General features: G+C 58.6%; 15 protein-coding genes and 1 pseudogene. 10 read left to right on the top strand and 6 right to left on the bottom strand.

Translation table 11 applies throughout. From position 1 onward, the window contains the following. Window position 1: 1 nt before the first annotated feature. The 3 genes from C4334_RS09090 to C4334_RS09080 all read right to left on the bottom strand — a co-directional run bounded on the left by C4334_RS09090 (window position 2) and on the right by C4334_RS09080 (window position 2086). On the bottom strand, window positions 2-766 hold the full coding sequence (locus C4334_RS09090) for an anti-sigma factor family protein (protein WP_352431770.1): 765 nt from the start codon (window positions 764-766) through the stop codon (window positions 2-4). A 76-nt stretch (window positions 767-842) separates the two neighbouring features. Next, window positions 843-1418, bottom strand: a complete 576-nt coding sequence (locus tag C4334_RS09085; protein WP_352431769.1) for a sigma-70 family RNA polymerase sigma factor — start codon at window positions 1416-1418, stop codon at window positions 843-845. A 29-nt stretch (window positions 1419-1447) separates the two neighbouring features. Further along, a complete protein-coding gene (locus tag C4334_RS09080; protein ID WP_352431768.1) occupies window positions 1448-2086 on the bottom strand; it encodes a hypothetical protein in 639 nt (212 codons plus the stop codon). Between the two features lie 149 nt (window positions 2087-2235). Here C4334_RS09080 and C4334_RS09075 point away from each other — a divergent pair, with 149 nt between their 5' ends. Continuing rightward, the gene (locus C4334_RS09075) at window positions 2236-2472 is read left to right on the top strand and encodes a helix-turn-helix domain-containing protein (protein ID WP_352431767.1); all 237 of its coding nucleotides are present in this window, start codon (window positions 2236-2238) and stop codon (window positions 2470-2472) included. Here C4334_RS09075 and C4334_RS09070 read toward each other — a convergent pair. Further along, window positions 2451-2693, bottom strand: coding sequence for a molybdopterin-dependent oxidoreductase (locus tag C4334_RS09070; RefSeq protein WP_352431766.1), 243 nt, complete (start codon window positions 2691-2693; stop codon window positions 2451-2453). The genes C4334_RS09075 and C4334_RS09070 overlap by 22 nt on opposite strands. 261 nt (window positions 2694-2954) lie before the next feature. Between C4334_RS09070 and C4334_RS09065 the strand changes: the two are divergent. After that, window positions 2955-3148: pseudogene (locus C4334_RS09065) on the top strand (GTP-binding protein); the annotation flags it as partial. Between the two features lie 183 nt (window positions 3149-3331). On the opposite strand, the gene C4334_RS09060 reads toward C4334_RS09065, so the two are convergent. Next, entirely contained in the window at window positions 3332-3604 is a 273-nt protein-coding gene (locus tag C4334_RS09060) for a hypothetical protein (RefSeq protein WP_352431765.1), read from the bottom strand. A 160-nt stretch (window positions 3605-3764) separates the two neighbouring features. Here C4334_RS09060 and C4334_RS09055 point away from each other — a divergent pair, with 160 nt between their 5' ends. The 5 genes from C4334_RS09055 (at window position 3765) to C4334_RS09035 (ending at window position 10307) form a co-directional block, all read left to right on the top strand. After that, window positions 3765-4754 carry an FHA domain-containing protein gene (locus C4334_RS09055; protein WP_352431764.1) on the top strand — a complete coding sequence of 330 codons (990 nt, stop codon included), beginning with the start codon at window positions 3765-3767 and terminating at the stop codon, window positions 4752-4754. 57 nt (window positions 4755-4811) lie between these two features. After that, the gene (sctV, locus tag C4334_RS09050; protein ID WP_352431763.1) at window positions 4812-7010 is read left to right on the top strand and encodes a type III secretion system export apparatus subunit SctV; all 2199 of its coding nucleotides are present in this window, start codon (window positions 4812-4814) and stop codon (window positions 7008-7010) included. Window positions 7011-7436: 426 nt separating this feature from the next. Further along, window positions 7437-7931 carry a pantetheine-phosphate adenylyltransferase gene (coaD, locus tag C4334_RS09045; protein WP_352431762.1) on the top strand — a complete coding sequence of 165 codons (495 nt, stop codon included), beginning with the start codon at window positions 7437-7439 and terminating at the stop codon, window positions 7929-7931. Between the two features lie 566 nt (window positions 7932-8497). Beyond that, a complete protein-coding gene (locus C4334_RS09040; RefSeq protein ID WP_352431761.1) occupies window positions 8498-8803 on the top strand; it encodes a plasmid stabilization protein in 306 nt (101 codons plus the stop codon). 307 nt (window positions 8804-9110) lie between these two features. Continuing rightward, entirely contained in the window at window positions 9111-10307 is a 1197-nt protein-coding gene (locus C4334_RS09035) for a pyridoxal phosphate-dependent aminotransferase (protein ID WP_352431760.1), read from the top strand. 105 nt (window positions 10308-10412) lie between these two features. On the opposite strand, the gene C4334_RS09030 is transcribed toward C4334_RS09035, so the two are convergent. Then, window positions 10413-11783 (bottom strand): energy transducer TonB, encoded by a 1371-nt coding sequence (locus C4334_RS09030; protein WP_352431759.1) that lies wholly within the window; start codon window positions 11781-11783, stop codon window positions 10413-10415. A gap of 424 nt (window positions 11784-12207) precedes the next feature. On the opposite strand from C4334_RS09030, the gene C4334_RS09025 reads away from it, so the two are divergent. The 3 genes from C4334_RS09025 to C4334_RS09015 form a co-directional block, all read left to right on the top strand. Continuing rightward, complete coding sequence (locus C4334_RS09025; protein WP_352431758.1) at window positions 12208-13524, top strand: M16 family metallopeptidase; 1317 nt, start codon at window positions 12208-12210, stop codon at window positions 13522-13524. A gap of 70 nt (window positions 13525-13594) precedes the next feature. Then, a complete protein-coding gene (gene ubiE, locus C4334_RS09020; protein WP_352431757.1) occupies window positions 13595-14380 on the top strand; it encodes a bifunctional demethylmenaquinone methyltransferase/2-methoxy-6-polyprenyl-1,4-benzoquinol methylase UbiE in 786 nt (261 codons plus the stop codon). Window positions 14381-14924: 544 nt separating this feature from the next. Then, window positions 14925-15134, top strand: a 210-nt coding sequence (locus C4334_RS09015; RefSeq protein WP_352431756.1) for a hypothetical protein, incomplete at its 3' end; no start/stop codon positions are given.

Genomic DNA, 15134 nt, shown 5'->3' with positions numbered 1-15134 from the left:
CTCAACCGAAGCGTGTGGCAGCCGCAGTTGCAAGACGCACGGCTTCGTCATGCGAGACGCCGCCGACCAAAATCATCGTCCGAGCCGCAACGCGCACTTCGGCAACGCGCACGCCGCTTAAAGATGCGATGCGAACCCGTACTTCTTCGGGTGCCTCCCGATCTGTCCGCAGGTTAATCAACACGGAGAGATCTCGCTTCCCGTCGGCGAAGACTAAGTGGGCGTATCTGTCACCGAGAAGATTGCACTCGCGTGCGCGCACCAATTTAAACCCCGTCCCCTCGACCAGATCAACCACCTCATCGCGCGCGAGTTTGGCTGCCAAAAACGACCGCGCTCCCGTTTCTCCTTCGTACCAATCGCGCGGCTCCCGTTCAATCACCTCATGACGATGGTGTTCCGCCGCCGCTTCAAGCAAGGAGGTCTCCCGCGTGAGCCGAACGACGAAAAACAGAGCCAAAGCGACCATCAGTGATAGCCCGCAAGCGGCGAAAGCCAACCTTTTGAAACCGAGGTCTGGCGACGGTAACCATCGACTGCCGCTTCGCTTCATATGCCGCTTCACGCGCGCAATCACAAGCTGTGAATCGACCGGCACGGCTCCGCAACTACGGCGCACAACTTCGTCGGCCCAACGGTCAGCTTCGAGCAAGCGCGCGCATCGTTCGCAAGCGGGGAAGTGCCCTTCCAAGGCAGCTCTCCTATCGCGATCCAGTTCGCCCGACAGATAAAGCGGTATCAGCTCCTTTACATCTTGACAGTTCATTTAAGATACCATCGCATAATTCGTCTGGGGCTTTTCAAACCTCTCTCCCTGTGGCCTTCTCCAATGCATCGCTCGCTCATCTGTACCCGAGCAACCGGCGCAATTCGGCGCGCGCCCGACTCAACCGCGACATCACTGTGCCAATCGGCAGATCGAGCATCTGCGCGATCTCTCGACACGTGAAACCCTCGACGGCCGCAAGCAACAACACCGTTCGATGCTCTTTGGACAGAGCATCAAGAGCAGCCAATGTCTCTGCAGATTTTGGGAAGTAGGCTTGCTCTGAAGCATCGATCAATGGGACGAAGCGGCGCTCACGACGACGACGCTTGGTAGCCAAGTTCAACATGATCTTGAAGAGCCAAGCCCGACAATCCGTCCCACGCTCAAAGCGATGAAAGGAACGCCACGCTGCCAACAAAGCATCTTGAACAAGATCCTCGGCGCTGGACCGATCAGGAGCCAGACGCAGCGCTACGCGCAACATCCTCGCCACATGTGGCAGGACCAAAAGCTCGAACTCCTCGACGTCAGACCTTTCTTCCTTCAAGTCGAGATCCGCTTCGGCGTTGTCATTCAGCAGATCGAGCGAAAGGGAGCGTGCCGTCGCCCTACCGGACGCCACGCTCCAAGCTGTTGAGTTCGCTCTCATCTTCTCTGCGTCGCGCGGGGCAAACGTTCTCATGGATTGATGAAAAACATCACCTTTTCGACCTTGGAAGCGAGCCCAAGCGCCTCCAAGTCGCGTTCATCAATAGTGCCATCGCCGTTCGAGTCCGGCACCACGTCGGGCGCATCGTTGTAGATTCCGTCGCCGTTGAGATCGTCAACCACCGCCACATACAACGTGCTTTGCGTATTGACGCCGAAAAAAGGCGCACCGACGATCCACGTGTCCCACAACTCCGTCTTACCCTCTTCCAGATTGGTGATGCCCGTCAAGTTGAAGAGGTTGGCGAGATTCTGACCGGGTCCGGCCCCCAACCTCGTCGTCGAAAGCAACACGACCAATCCGGGCAGTCGGTCATCTTTGCCAACCGAGAAAGTCCCTGGGAAAGGAGGGATGTTATTGTGGGCTCCCGGGCCGGTCAGTTGGAATCCATTGAAGCCGGTCGCCCGCAGTGGCGCATCATACTCGATCGCCAAATCAACGAACCAACCTCGACCGCCGACACCAACCCGATAGTTCTTCTCTGGGGCGAAGACTTCTACCCGAACCGGGCGACGTCCTTTGCCACGCTCGGCTTTTTGCGCAAACAGCGGCGCGCCGAACAGCGCGAAGACGAAAACCAGCGCGAACAGTTGATCCCTCCTGAACATCGTTGATGGCTCCTTGAGATTTGATTTAACCCTTCAATTAATGTAAATCCCGCATGGAAGGGTTTTCATCCACAAAGTCGAAAAAATTATTTCCGGTGCCATGCTCTTCGCCACCGGAATTCGACCAAGGAGACTGAAATATAAAACATATGAAAGACGAAAAACTGAAGGTCTTCTCAGCCGCCGAACGGTTGAGCTTTACGCAAGCGGCAGCGGCGCTCTATTTGATGCAACCTGCCTTGACGCTACAGATCAAAGCTCTCGAACGGGCGCTCGGCGCGCGTGTGTTCAATCGCGCGGACGGTCGCATCCAATTGAAGGTCACACCAATCGCTCCGGGACGCCGCCTTGTCGAGCACATTTTTCAAACGCACCCCTGTCCATAAGCATTGCCCATCGCCCCGTGGTCCCATTGCCCACCCAGCACGCGCGGGTTGAAGAAACTACACGAGTTGCCCGAACATTGATTGACGGCGATTAAGGAGACTTCCTCGAAGTCGCGCCGTAGATTTTCGACCGATAGCTCAAGCGGACGCGAGATGTGACCGCCTACTCGCAAACGAAAGGAACGGGATCGCCATCGGTTGGAATCCCTTCCAGATGCCACCGCACGAAAAAGCCTCGTTCGGCGTAATATCCTGACGAAAATAATGCAACGGCGTCTCTAACTGTGGAGCGCGATCCTGGCTTAACGTGACCGGAGATTTTCGTAATTGCCGAATCGGTTAGACCGACCCGGTTTCGATCGAGACGGCTTGGACGCAAGGCGCAAGATCGCAAGGACATGAGACCGCTTAGCCGCATGGAGGAAGCCCAGGTGGAACGCGAATGGGGCCTATCGCAGAATTCATTTTCCTATCTGTGGTGCATGGAGGAAGCCCAAGTGGAACGCGAATCGAAAACTGCTCTTATCCAAATGACGGTGTTGACCGTCTTTCTCGGTTCGGGGAAACAACCCTGCTCAATCGCATCCCGATGGCGAATCACGGCAAGCACATCGCCCTCATTGAGAACGAATTCAGCGAGATCGGCATCGCTCAAGAGCTGATCATCGGCGCCGAAACAGCCTTCAGAGATGCCACCTCATCTTCGGTCTCGATCTGCGATGACGCCGTTAAAGCCGGGCGCTGCTGAATCTCCCCAGCGGGGAGATTCTCGGCGGCCATCTCGAACGACGTGCGACGTTAACGTCGGGCGCAATTTGGTCAAGGATTGAACCGGAAATTGCAAGGCCGACGGCACCGTTCATTTGGAGAGCTTGAGCTGTTCCAACTCCTTTAGCAGGGCGAGCGTTGCGCTGACGGCTTGCAAGGCGCGCTGCGCGCGCGGCACATCGTCACGCGGCCCTTGTCGGATAACGCGTTCCAAGTCGCGCTCCGTGTATTCGAGGCGTGTGCGCACGGCCTCGAGCGCTTCTTTTCTCTCCAGCAGCGCTTCCAGTGAGGGGTAACGGAAAAGATCGGCAAGCCCCTCTTTTTCGTCGCCCTCTGATCTCGGCTCCTGCTCGAAAAGGCTCATCTCGCTGCCTCCGCCGCCGATTCAAAAGAAGGTTGCCTTGCGACTCGCGTCTTGTGATACTATGAGCGGCGCGCTCATGTCAACGAACGCGCTTGACGTTCGCTCTTTATAGAAGTCCAGCGCCGAAGTTGAGCGTTCGACCGTCCTCGCTCGCTTTCTTATGGCTCTGAAGTTGATCCTCAAAAAACAGACTTCAACGCCCAATGAACCACCCCTCGCTGAGCGCGTGGTCAATGCCGAAGACGTCATCACCATCGGCAGCGATCCGACGGCGACGCTGGTTGTCAACGATTCGCGCCTTGCATCCGAACACATCACCATCATCAGAGAAGGCGATCAGTGGACGCTCTTCAGCCACGCGCCTGACACCTATCTCAACGGCGAAGCGATCCCGCCCAAAGCTCCGCGTCCGGTAAAGATCGGGGATCGCATCGAGTTGCTCGATTTCGTCATATCGCTCTCATCCGAAGCGCCGACCGGAAAAGAGGAACAGATGGGGGCAACAACATCTGGCGCCACCGAAAGACCGGGAAGCTTTGCGACCATCCTCTCCAGTCTGCGCAACGAAGAGGACAACTTTTACTTCATTCTTCACCAGCCGGATGCAACCACTGAGCGCGTGCTCATCCAGAACGCTGAGATGCTCATCGGATGGGACGAGAGCGGGGAACGCATTACGTGCGATCCGCTCAAAGTCGTCATCGTGCGCGCGCTGGCGCGCAAAGATTGGTCCGGCGTCGTTCTTGAACCGCGCGGGCGCCATGCGGTCAGCGTCAACGGCGAGATCTTGAATCAACCGCGCCGTTTGCGCAACGGGGATCGCCTCGCACTGCTGCCTTCGGATGAAGCGACCGCAGCCGCACAAAACTGCTACATCACCTTCCATGAACCGGCAGCGCTCGCCGTCTTGGACTCGATCCTCCCACAGGAATTGCCGCCGCCCGTCAACCCGCTCACGTCAAGCGAAAACGCTCTCGCCACGCACGACTCGCCGGAAATTGTCGCAAGTAGCCTCGGCCCGACCGCAGACGATAGATCCGTGTTGCAACGAAGATTCTTCGGCTACTTCACGCTCACCGAGATCATCATCATGGTGATCGGAACGCTGCTCGCCGCAGTGGTAATTTTTCTGATACTTGAGTATTCTTGAGCCATTCCGATGTGCCCTACGGTAATGAACCGGCAGCGCTTTTTTTGGGGGTTCGGCATGGACAAAATCCTCGCCTCTCTGAAGCCGATGCTGGCGGAGATCAGAAAAGGGGACGTTTCCCTGCTCCTCGCCCGTCACAGCGATCTTCTGCTTCCGCTAGCCTTCATCATCGTCATCGGGATCTTCTTCGTTCCGGTTCCGACGTTCATCATCTCGGCGCTGATCATCATCAACCTAGCCATTTCGGTCATCGTGTTGATGACATCGCTTTACATCTCAAGCCCGATGCAGTTTACGTCTTATCCGTCGATTCTGCTGTTTACGACCATCTTTCGCTTGGGCTTGAGCGTGTCGGTGATGCGCAGCATCTTGGACCAAGGCTACGCGGGCGAAGTCATCGAGGCGCTGGGTCATCTGACGGCGCGCGGGAGCATCATCGTTGGGGCGGTGATGTTCTTGATGATCCTCGTGGTGCAGTTCATCGTGGTCGCCAAGGGCGCTGAGCGCGTAGCAGAAGTGGCGGCGCGTTTTACGCTCGATGCCCTTCCGGGCAAGCAGATGGCGATCGATGCCGACATGCGCGCCGGTTTGATCACGCAGGAACAAGCTCGCCAGATGCGCGCTGCGCTGCAGAAGGAATCGCAACTTTACGGCGCCATGGATGGCGCGATGAAGTTCGTCAAGGGCGATTCCATTGCGACAATCATCATCGCACTCATCAACATCGCCGGCGGGCTGGCCATCGGCGTCGGGTCCAAGGGGATGAGCTTTGCGCAGGCGGCCCACAAGTACACCATCATGACCATCGGCGACGGTCTGGCGGCGATCATCTCGTCGTTGCTCATCACCTTCTCGGCGGGCATCGTCGTGACGCGCGTCTCAGCAGAGGAAGAGCGAACCAACATCGGTGCCGACATCACGCAACAGTTGCTCGCCAATCCGAAGCCGTGGCTCGTCGCCGCCGGGCTGCTTTTGCTGCTCGCCATCTTGCCCGGCATGCCGCACATTCCGCTCTTGATCGTCGGCGCAGGGCTGGCGGCCATTGGCTACAGTCTGTTGCGCACGCAACGCATCGCCGAACAGGAGGAGGCCGAGCGTCGAGCTAAAGCTGGCACTGCCGAGGGGCAGGACGACCTGCAACCGACCTTTGCCGTGCCGCTCGCGGTGGTGGTCAGCTCGGAACTAACGCCGCTCATTGATAAGAACACGCCGTCGGGCGCGCGCTTTCGGGCTGAACTGCCGAAGCTCCGCTCGTCGCTCTACTACGATCTCGGCGTGCTGCTGCCTAATTGCTACGTCAGCGGCAACGCGCCGCTCAAAGCCCATCAGTACTTCATCGCCATCAAGGAGGTGCCGGTCGTCTATGGGACGATCAAGCCCGATTGCGTCTACGTCAACGACTCGCTGGAGAACATCCGCGTCTTCGGCCTTGACGGCGAAGAGGTGCGCAATCCCGCCGATCTGCGACCGGGGACATGGATCCCAGCCGCGCAGCGCAGCATCGCTGAAATGGCTGGCTTGAAGGTGTGGGAACCGGCGGAGGTCATCACGCTTCACCTTTCGATGGTGATGCGCAAGTACGCTCACGAGTTCATCGGCATTCAGGAGGCGCAAGGGCTGCTTGATTTTGCCGCGCGCGGCGTACCCAAATTGGTCGAAGAGGTCGTCCCCAAGATCATCACCATTCACCAGTTCACGGACGTTCTTCACAGATTGGTCCAAGAAGGGATTTCGATTCGCGACGTAAAGACCATCCTCGAGGCGTTGAGCGAATGGGGACGCATCGAAAAAGACGCGGTCATGCTCACCGAATACGTGCGCTCATACATGAAGCGCTACATCTCCTTCCGCTACACGGGTGGGCGTGATACGCTCTTCGTCTATTTGCTCGATCCGGAGATCGAAGACGTCGTGCGCAGCGCGATCCGACGCACTTCGACGGGATCTTTCTTGTCACTCGATCCGACGATCTCGCACGATATTATGGCAGCGATCCGCCGTGAGATCGGCACGCCGCCGCCCCACGCGCAAAAGCCAGTGATTCTAACCGATATGGAGCTGCGCCGCTTCGTGCGCAAGCTGGTCGAACTCGAATTCCCAAACCTATCGGTCCTCTCCTATCAGGAATTGACGCCGGAGCTGAACATTCAGCCCATCGGGCGCATCGCCATGCGCGCCGCCGCCGAAACACAAGGGTTCGCCGCGAGCCGCGAACTACAGGCCGTTTCTGTAGCTTCTTTGGCTGAACGCTACTAGAGGCGATCTCAGAAATGCCCGAAACGGCGCGGCAGGTTTGAAGAATGCCCGGTGAATCGGACGCTCAATGCTATCAGCATGTGTTGATGAAGCGAGTTCTAGAAAGAGCCTGAGGTCTTTTGAGCCGTCAACTTCTACGGATCAAAATCGAGGCGAACGCCACTTGGCGCTCTGCATTCAGCTAGCGCGACCGCTGACTTTCGCCGATCCGAACCAAGGTGAAGGCGATCCGCCCATGCAAGGTAGATCTATGGTCGGAGCCGATCCGCCTGGACCGCCTCGTGCGATGTTGCGGTCAGCGAGAAGAGCCTCCGCCGACCCAACCGGGCAAAGGTCCCTGCCGCTGGCTTCTTAAGCTTTGTTTCCGACGCGCGCGGTGTGTTAATTTCGCTTGCGTTCCACGAAACGGCTGGATGGGGTGTCCCCATGCGACGCGCGATCTACCCCGGATCATTCGATCCGGTGACATACGGTCATCTTGACATCATCGAGCGAAGCTGCAAGCTCTTCGATGAGATCATCATCGCTGTCCTCGTCAACCCAGAGAAGCGTCCGCTCTTCTCCATTGAAGAACGGCAATCCATGCTTCTCGAAGTGCTCGCCGAAATCGACGCGGGCCGTTGCAGGCTGCGAGTCGAATCGTTCGAAGGGTTGCTCGTGCGCTTCGCCGTCGAGCGTCGCGCCAACGCCATTATTCGCGGCATCCGGGCCATCTCCGATTACGAATACGAACTGCAAATGGCCTTGATGAACCGGCGCTTGGAGCCGAAGATCGAAACGGTCTTCTTGATGGCTGCCGAAGCATACTCCTACGTCAGCTCCCGTCTCGTCAAAGAGATCTACCAACTCGGCGCCGCCGTGCAAGGACTGGTCCCGCCATCGGTGGAGGCGCGCATGCAGCGGAAGTTTCGGAAAGAGTGACAGAGTGAGGCACACTTTACCGCTCGGAAGACGAGGAACCGAGCACATGCAGCGGGAGTTTCGGAAAAGGTGACAGGGAACACAAGCCTTGCGCTCCGAAGGTCGCGCCATTCGTTTCGCTCGATTGAAAGAACCGACCCGATGCTAATTGAACTGAGCGGCCAAGTGCACCGCATCTCGCCGGCACAGTGCGGTGAGAACGCCATTAATTTCGATGCGCAATTCAAATTTTTTGAGTCGCATCTTGCCGGCACAGTGCGGCGAGAACTGGCTCGATCCCAGTTGAGCCCACTCGCTTTCGAAGTTTTTGAAGGCCGCCCCTTGTGGTAGACGAGGCCGGCGCTCGCCAAGCAACGAAGCCGGATTCGCTTTCGAAGCTTTGATAAGGAGCCGCACGGTTCGTTGCGAAGGCGTGCGGTTCCCTTCAGCGTTCTGTGAGGTGGGCCTCTCTCCCGTTCCGTAACTGGCGAGCCTCTCGCGTGAATTTTCCGGGTTCACGCTCCAAATAGGCATGCTATACTGCGCCCGTTCTTCGGAACCAACTCTTTCAAGGAAAGGGGTTCAAAATGCCAAGGGGCGACAAATCGAAGTACACGGATAAACAGAAGCGACAGGCCGAACACATCGAAGAAAGCTACGAGCGGCGGGGCGTGCCCGAAGAAGAAGCCGAGCGTCGCGCTTGGGCAACTGTCAACAAAACGACCGGCGGCGGCAAAAAACCGGGCGGATCCGGTTACGGCAAGAAGGTCAGCAAATCTTCGGCCAAAAAAGGGGGCAAGAAAGGGGGGCAAGCCAAGCGGACCTCGACCAAAAAAGCGTCGAAGAGCGAGAAGTCTGGTAAGAAGTCTGCAAAACGCGCGAGCAAGAGGTAGTATCTTTCGGGTCACGATGACGGCTGCCCGGCGGCCCGGTGATCAGGCGAGCATCGAGCCGCCCTTTACAAAGTCCGCGCTAGACGAGGTTGAGACGCTGGAGGTTTGCGGGCTGCTCCCCTCCGCACGTTTCGCCAAGCCCGCGTTGAACCATCTTCGAGCGAAGCGACTGAAGCGAGTGGCCTCATCGCTTCGCGTCTCGCGATGTGACGAAGCGGGATTGAAAAAATTAATTTCCTCGCAAACGGCGATTCTTGGTATCCTGCTCTTTCGAGCGAAAACGGCGAGAGGACGAAAGCGCAACAGAATGCTAGCCAGAACCAAGTTTCCGGTTGCAAACAACGTCGCCAAGATGCAAACATCTTCGACCTTGATGGCCATGCAAAAAGCCATCGAGATGCGGGCTGCAGGCATAGACGTGGTCGATCTCGGACCGGGCGAGCCCGATTTCGACACGCCCGAACACATCAAACAAGCGGCCATTGAAGCGCTGCGTGCGGGCGAAACCAAATACACGCCGACTGCTGGAACGCGCCATCTATTGACGGCGATCTTGAACTATTACCAACAACATTTCGGCGCGCGCTTCGATTCGTCGGAAGTGATGGCGACGGCAGGGGGCAAACAGGCGATCTTCAATGCCATCGTCTCGCTCGTCAATCCGGGCGACGAAGTGTTGATCCCAAAGCCGTATTGGGTCACTTTTCCCGAAATCGTCGTCTTCGCTGGCGCGACGCCCGTCTTCATCGAGACCGAAGAGACCGACTTCGCGCTGACGGCCGATCAGGTCCGTCGCGCCATCACGCCGCGCACGCGCTTGCTCATCATCAACTCACCATCCAACCCGTCGGGCCGCGTCATCCCGCCCGACGAGTTCCAGCGCATCATGGAAGTGGTCGCCGAAAATGACCTCTACGCCATTTCGGACGAGTGCTATTTGCAGTTCGTCTATCCGCCCGCCGAGGCGTGGAGCGCAGCGACGCTTGACCGCGCGCTGCTCGAGCGGCTATGCATTGCCGGCTCTTTTTCGAAGACATACGCGATGACCGGTTGGCGCGTGGGTTACGCGCTCGCACCGCGCGAATGGATCAGCGCCATGCTCAAAGTGCAACAACACTCGACGAGCAATCCGACCTCGATCGCTCAACGCGCCGCCGCCGAAGCCTTCAACGGACCGCAAGAGTGCGTCGCGGCCATGCTCGCCGAGTATCAGCGTCGCCGCAACTGGTTGATCGCTGCCTTGCGAGACGTTCCCGGTTTTCGCGTCATCGAACCGGAAGGAGCGTTTTACGCCTTTCCTGATGTGCGCGGTTGCTTGCGCGGACCGGTGCGCACCTCGGCGGAATTCACCCAAAGATTGATCGAAGAGGCCCACACGGTGGTCACCGACGGTGCCGGTTTCGGCGCTGAAGGCTTCATCCGCATCTCGTATGCAACGTCGATGACGAGGTTGCAAGAGGGAGTGGAACGGATTCGCCGTGTAGCCGAAAAGCTCGTTGGGTGACCCGTTCGCTTGGTCCTCTCGGCGAACTTCATCAACTAATGGTGAAAGGCCCGGCAAACATGGTTGACCGGGCCTTGGCGTTTCGTCGGCTCGCGTTGGAGATCTTCAGTAGATGTTAAACGTGTACTCCAGCCGCACGTATTGCGAGACAGGGCGCCCATCCTTCATCGCCGGGCGAAACTTGATTTGCTTGGCCGCGGCGATGGCGCGCTCGGTCAACCCATAGGGCAAACGCTGAATGGGTTGGATGTTGGTCACTTCGCCGTTGGAAGCGAGCACGGCGCGCAAAACGACCGTTCCCGTGATATTGTTCTTGCGCGCCTCTTCGGTGTACAACGGTTCAGGTTTGGAGAGGATAACGGCCTTTTGCGTCACGCGACTGGCCGGGAAAGGACCGACATCATCTCCTGTGCCGCCGCCGCTACCGCCACCGCCTATGTTCCGGTCGCCGCCGCCGATGTTGCCACCTCGCCCCGGACCATAACCGCCGCCGGATCCAGGCCCGATGCCTGTCCCTTCACCCGTGCCCATACCGCCACCGGTTCCCGATCCAGAAGAGGGCGTGCGCGAATTGGAACGCGGGTCGCCGAAATTCGGTGCCGGAATATCGCGGTACAACGCTGGGTCGATATCCATGCCGCCAGTGATCTTGGGAGGCTCCTTCAACTGCGGCGGCTCTTTCGGAATGGGGGCTGGAACCGGGGCGGGCGGTGGTATTTTGCCTTGTTGTACGGGTGCAGCTTCCTGTCGTCCGCCGCCACCACCGCCTCCTGCTCGCTCAAACTGCGGTTTGGAGCCTTCGCCACGGCCTTTGGCGAAGCCAGCACGTCCTTGCTCGCCCGTCCCGATGCCTTGATCTTTGGGCTTGGGCTGCTCCTCTTCGAGCGGGATTTCGGTGCTGATCATCCCCTTGAATTCCAAATCGTTTCGCGCTCGGTCGGCGACCGCTCGCCCACGCATTCGGTCGAGCGTAAGCACGAAGAGCACCACCGAGAAGACGATGACCAAAGCGAAAACGATGCCCGCTTGTACCTCGGGTCGTCCAAGCGAACGACGGAGCAAAGCTCCATAGCCGACGACCAAACGGCGCGTGAAGTCGACCGGGTCGCGCTTGAATTCCGGCCAAGTCAACTGCGATTGACGCCTGACCTCACGCAGCTCCGCCAGCAACCGTCGCCACAGCCCCTCATCCTCTATGATCGTCAAATGGAGTTCCGGTCTTTCCGTCGCTTTCGCCGCGACGATGAAAGACCCGTCCTCGGTCGCTCGCTGCGGACCGTTGTCGGCGAAACTCGGAGCCGACGCCTCTCCAGGGACCATCCGGTGTTGCCCATTGCTTGCGGCTTGGTGCGTCACAGCGCTCGGCTCTTCGTTCACGATCACGGACGCATGCAGCCCATTGAGCGGCGTGCCATCAACCGGGCAGAAACTGAATTGGTCGGTGAACTCTTCCTGACAAGTCGGACATCTTTTCATGGCTTCACCTTACAACCGCGCTTGCGAAAACGCAAAGCGCAGCGGAGATCGCAAACCGGATTCGGCTCGGTGGCGGTTCTCAGGCGCACCCTCATCGAGCCGAATTATAACTCAACATGATCGCGAGCGCGTACGCCGCGCGCTCATCAGCTAAGTGCTTGGATGCTCGCTTAACGTCAACGGTTGACGCCCGACGAGCGCTTCAGAAGCGAACGGTCAGGGACGAGGACGTCTGTGGCGGAGCCAGCTAAGGAACGACTCGCTAAACGATGACCTATTTCGTCGGCGGTTGACGCCAGCGAAAGAAGGACTCTAAACTTTGCTCTGCTCCCCGGAAGAAGAGAGATCCGCGCACGTCGAGGTCCGACAGTTTATTCGCGGCAAGGGGATTCCCTTGCCACTCAACTGACAAACGCTCGAAACGATGATGACGCGACCCATTCATCTGCTGCTCGCCTTGCCGGTCGTTTTGTGTCTGACGTCCGCGCTCTGTGCACATCAACTCTCCGCTGAACCGCAGCGCGAACAATTGCTGAACGGGCTGAAAATCCTGCTCCAAGTCAGAAACGCCGATCCGCACGTGTTGCTTCGGTTGCGCGTCCACAGCGGCGCGATCTTCGATCTTGCGGGCAAAGAAGGCACCATGGCGCTGCTCGGCGATGCGCTCTTCCCCGATCCATCGGTGCGTCGCTTCATCACCGAAGAATTGGATGGGAAACTGGACGTAACGGTCGCCCACGATTACCTCGAGATCACGCTCGTCGGCCCATCGCGAGACTTTGAGCGGTTGGTCGAGATCTTGCGCAACGCGCTGCTCAACCCGCTTCCCGATGAGGCGACCATCGCTCAACTGCGCGAAGCGCGTCGTAAACTCGTGCGCGAGACCAGCATCGCGCCCAACATCATCGCCGACCAAGCAGCGCTTGCGCGCCTTTTCGGCAACTACCCGCTGGGTCGCCCCATAGCTGGCACCGCCGACTCGCTCGCGCGCATCACGCGGGCCGATCTGCTCTTCGCGCGCGAACGCTTTCTCAACGCAAACAACGCGACGCTGGTCATCATCGGCGGCGTGGAACGCCTTCGCGCCATGCGTGCCGTGCGTCAACTTCTTGGCCCATGGCGCAAGAGCGAAACGCGCGTGCCAGCGACTTTTCGTCAGCCTGATCCGCCTGATCCCCGACCGCTGATCGTCAACCTGCCGGGTGCCGAAACGGCGGAGCTAAGACTGGCTGTGCGCGGCCTTGCGCGCCGCGACCGTGACCGTCCAGCGGCAGAGGTTCTGGCACTCATCGCGCAGGCACGTTGGACAGCAGCTTTTGCGCCGTTGGCGCGCGTAGCCGCCTTCGCCCGCCACAATGCGCACCTCATCTCCGGCGTTTTCGTCATGGGCGCGCCTGTGGGTCCGGCGGATGTGATTTCGGCTCTCGAAGCGGCGCGAAAAACGTGGGTCGAACTCAGCGCCAAGCCGCCCTCCGTCGAGGAGTTCGAACGCGCCCGGCGACAAAGACTGGCCGACATCAACCGCCCCCTTGATCGTCCAGAGGCGCTGGCTGCGCTCTGGCTCGACCAAGAGACTTACGGCGTGAACACATCGGACGAAGCGCGCGCGCTCGCTTCTATGTCGCCCGCCGATGTGCAGCGCGTCGCGGTCCGACTCTTCAAAGATGCGCCCGTTGCGACGGCGATTATAGGCGACGAGGAGGTGCTCAAAACCAAGGCCTCTGCTCTCTTCGTCCCCTGATGACGATGTAAAATCTTCATAAGTCAATTGCAAGATTACTGCAACCAAAGGTTTCTACAAAAGAGTTATTGTGTCGAACGTCAACGAGAACGGGCAAGATTTCGAGGCGCGAACTGAACACGCACGGCAGGTTCGTTCGATGTTCGCCTCAATCGCCGCCCGGTACGATCTTTTAAATCATCTGCTTTCGGCCAACGTCGATCAACGCTGGCGCCGTTTGCTCAGTGAGCAAGTGGCTGCGGTGCTGACCGATCGAAGCCAGCCGCGCCTTCTCGATGTGGCGTGCGGAACGGGGGACTTATCGCTTGAGCTGGCAAGAAGGTGCAAAGCAAAAGTCATTGGGTTGGATTTCTGCCGCCCAATGCTTGCCATCGCCAAGCGCAAAGCGGAAGCAGCCGCGCGACGAATACCATTCGTCGAAGCGGACGCGCTGCGGTTGCCGTTCGATGACGCAACCTTTGACGCTACGACCATCGCTTTCGGGTTGCGCAATTTGGCGGACCTGCACACCGGGCTTGAAGAGCTGCGCCGCGTGGTACGTCCCGGCGGAGCGGTCTTCGTCCTAGAGTTTTCGCACCCGGTGTTACCCGGCTTGCGTTCCCTGTTCGATCTCTACTTCACGCGCTTGCTGCCACGTGTCGGCGGATGGGTGAGCGGAAACAAAGGGGCGTATGAATATCTGCCCCGCTCCGTACAAGCCTTTCCGGATCAACGCCGCTTGGCCGAGATGATGCGCGAAGCTGGGTTGGAAAAGGTCTCATATCGAAATTTGACCGGGGGCATCGCGGCGATTCACATGGGAGTGCGAACACTCCCAAGGACGAGTTCGGTTGCGCACGATGCGCGCAACCTTTGATCGTAGTCCGAAGGCTCGCGTGATTGTGTTGACCCAATGGTAGTCGGGGCTGTTGGGTTGAGGGCGCTGGTCCTTCGGACTACGACCTCTTTTTCCAAGAGCGTTTAACTTCCGCCAAGAAATTTCAGTGCCATTGATCGCTAAAGCGTGCGCCTCGCCCGGCGCGCTCGTCTAACCCCACCAAGGGAATTCAGCGACTCAGAAGCGACGCCCAGCCCATTCTGCCGAAAGCCTCTGCGCAGGGAGATTTAGCGCCGCTCCCTCGTTCTCTCCTCAGCAGCGCCCGCTTGGTCGCAGGCATCACCCCACACGGCGCTCTTCTCCAAAATCCCCGCAAAACAGGCGCCTCGGGAATCACCAGGAAACTTTTTCCGCCAATCGCCGATAATAATTCTTAGAAGGCCAAATTTCTGGCCAGACTCTCAACTGTTGCGCGTCAACTGCTGCCACAAACGAGCGCGTTGACGGCAACAAGTCGAGCGCGTTGACGGCAACAACTGTTGTTCGACGCTGAAAACTTTTGATTTGCTAGGGAGGTGCGCAGATGAGTATCCGTTCGATAGGGAAGATTCAACACGAGACACTGGTTGACCCGCCTCAGGCTGAAACGGCTGCCACGCAGGCCGCCGAACAGGCGCAAGCGCAACCGTCCGGCGAGATGGTGAGAGCCGAGGCGCAATGGCAGCACCAAGTGCAGCGCTGGCATGTTTTGGCACAGCTAGAGCGCTCAACCAACGGTCAAGCCTCCAGTTCC

Origin of the sequence: Pyrinomonas sp. (assembly GCF_040289685.1) — a bacterium.
Lineage (GTDB): Bacteria > Acidobacteriota > Blastocatellia > Pyrinomonadales > Pyrinomonadaceae > Pyrinomonas.
This window is presented reverse-complemented; position numbering and strand designations above follow the sequence as displayed.

Coding starts and splice junctions, on each gene's coding strand:
- C4334_RS09090 (WP_352431770.1), bottom strand. CDS start 766: ATGAACTGTCAAGATGTAAAGGAGCTGATACCGCTTTATCTGTCGGGC.
- C4334_RS09085 (WP_352431769.1), bottom strand. CDS start 1,418: ATGAGAGCGAACTCAACAGCTTGGAGCGTGGCGTCCGGTAGGGCGACG.
- C4334_RS09080 (WP_352431768.1), bottom strand. CDS start 2,086: ATGTTCAGGAGGGATCAACTGTTCGCGCTGGTTTTCGTCTTCGCGCTG.
- C4334_RS09075 (WP_352431767.1), top strand. CDS start 2,236: ATGAAAGACGAAAAACTGAAGGTCTTCTCAGCCGCCGAACGGTTGAGC.
- C4334_RS09060 (WP_352431765.1), bottom strand. CDS start 3,604: ATGAGCCTTTTCGAGCAGGAGCCGAGATCAGAGGGCGACGAAAAAGAG.
- C4334_RS09055 (WP_352431764.1), top strand. CDS start 3,765: ATGGCTCTGAAGTTGATCCTCAAAAAACAGACTTCAACGCCCAATGAA.
- sctV (WP_352431763.1), top strand. CDS start 4,812: ATGGACAAAATCCTCGCCTCTCTGAAGCCGATGCTGGCGGAGATCAGA.
- coaD (WP_352431762.1), top strand. CDS start 7,437: ATGCGACGCGCGATCTACCCCGGATCATTCGATCCGGTGACATACGGT.
- C4334_RS09040 (WP_352431761.1), top strand. CDS start 8,498: ATGCCAAGGGGCGACAAATCGAAGTACACGGATAAACAGAAGCGACAG.
- C4334_RS09035 (WP_352431760.1), top strand. CDS start 9,111: ATGCTAGCCAGAACCAAGTTTCCGGTTGCAAACAACGTCGCCAAGATG.
- C4334_RS09030 (WP_352431759.1), bottom strand. CDS start 11,783: ATGAAAAGATGTCCGACTTGTCAGGAAGAGTTCACCGACCAATTCAGT.
- C4334_RS09025 (WP_352431758.1), top strand. CDS start 12,208: ATGATGACGCGACCCATTCATCTGCTGCTCGCCTTGCCGGTCGTTTTG.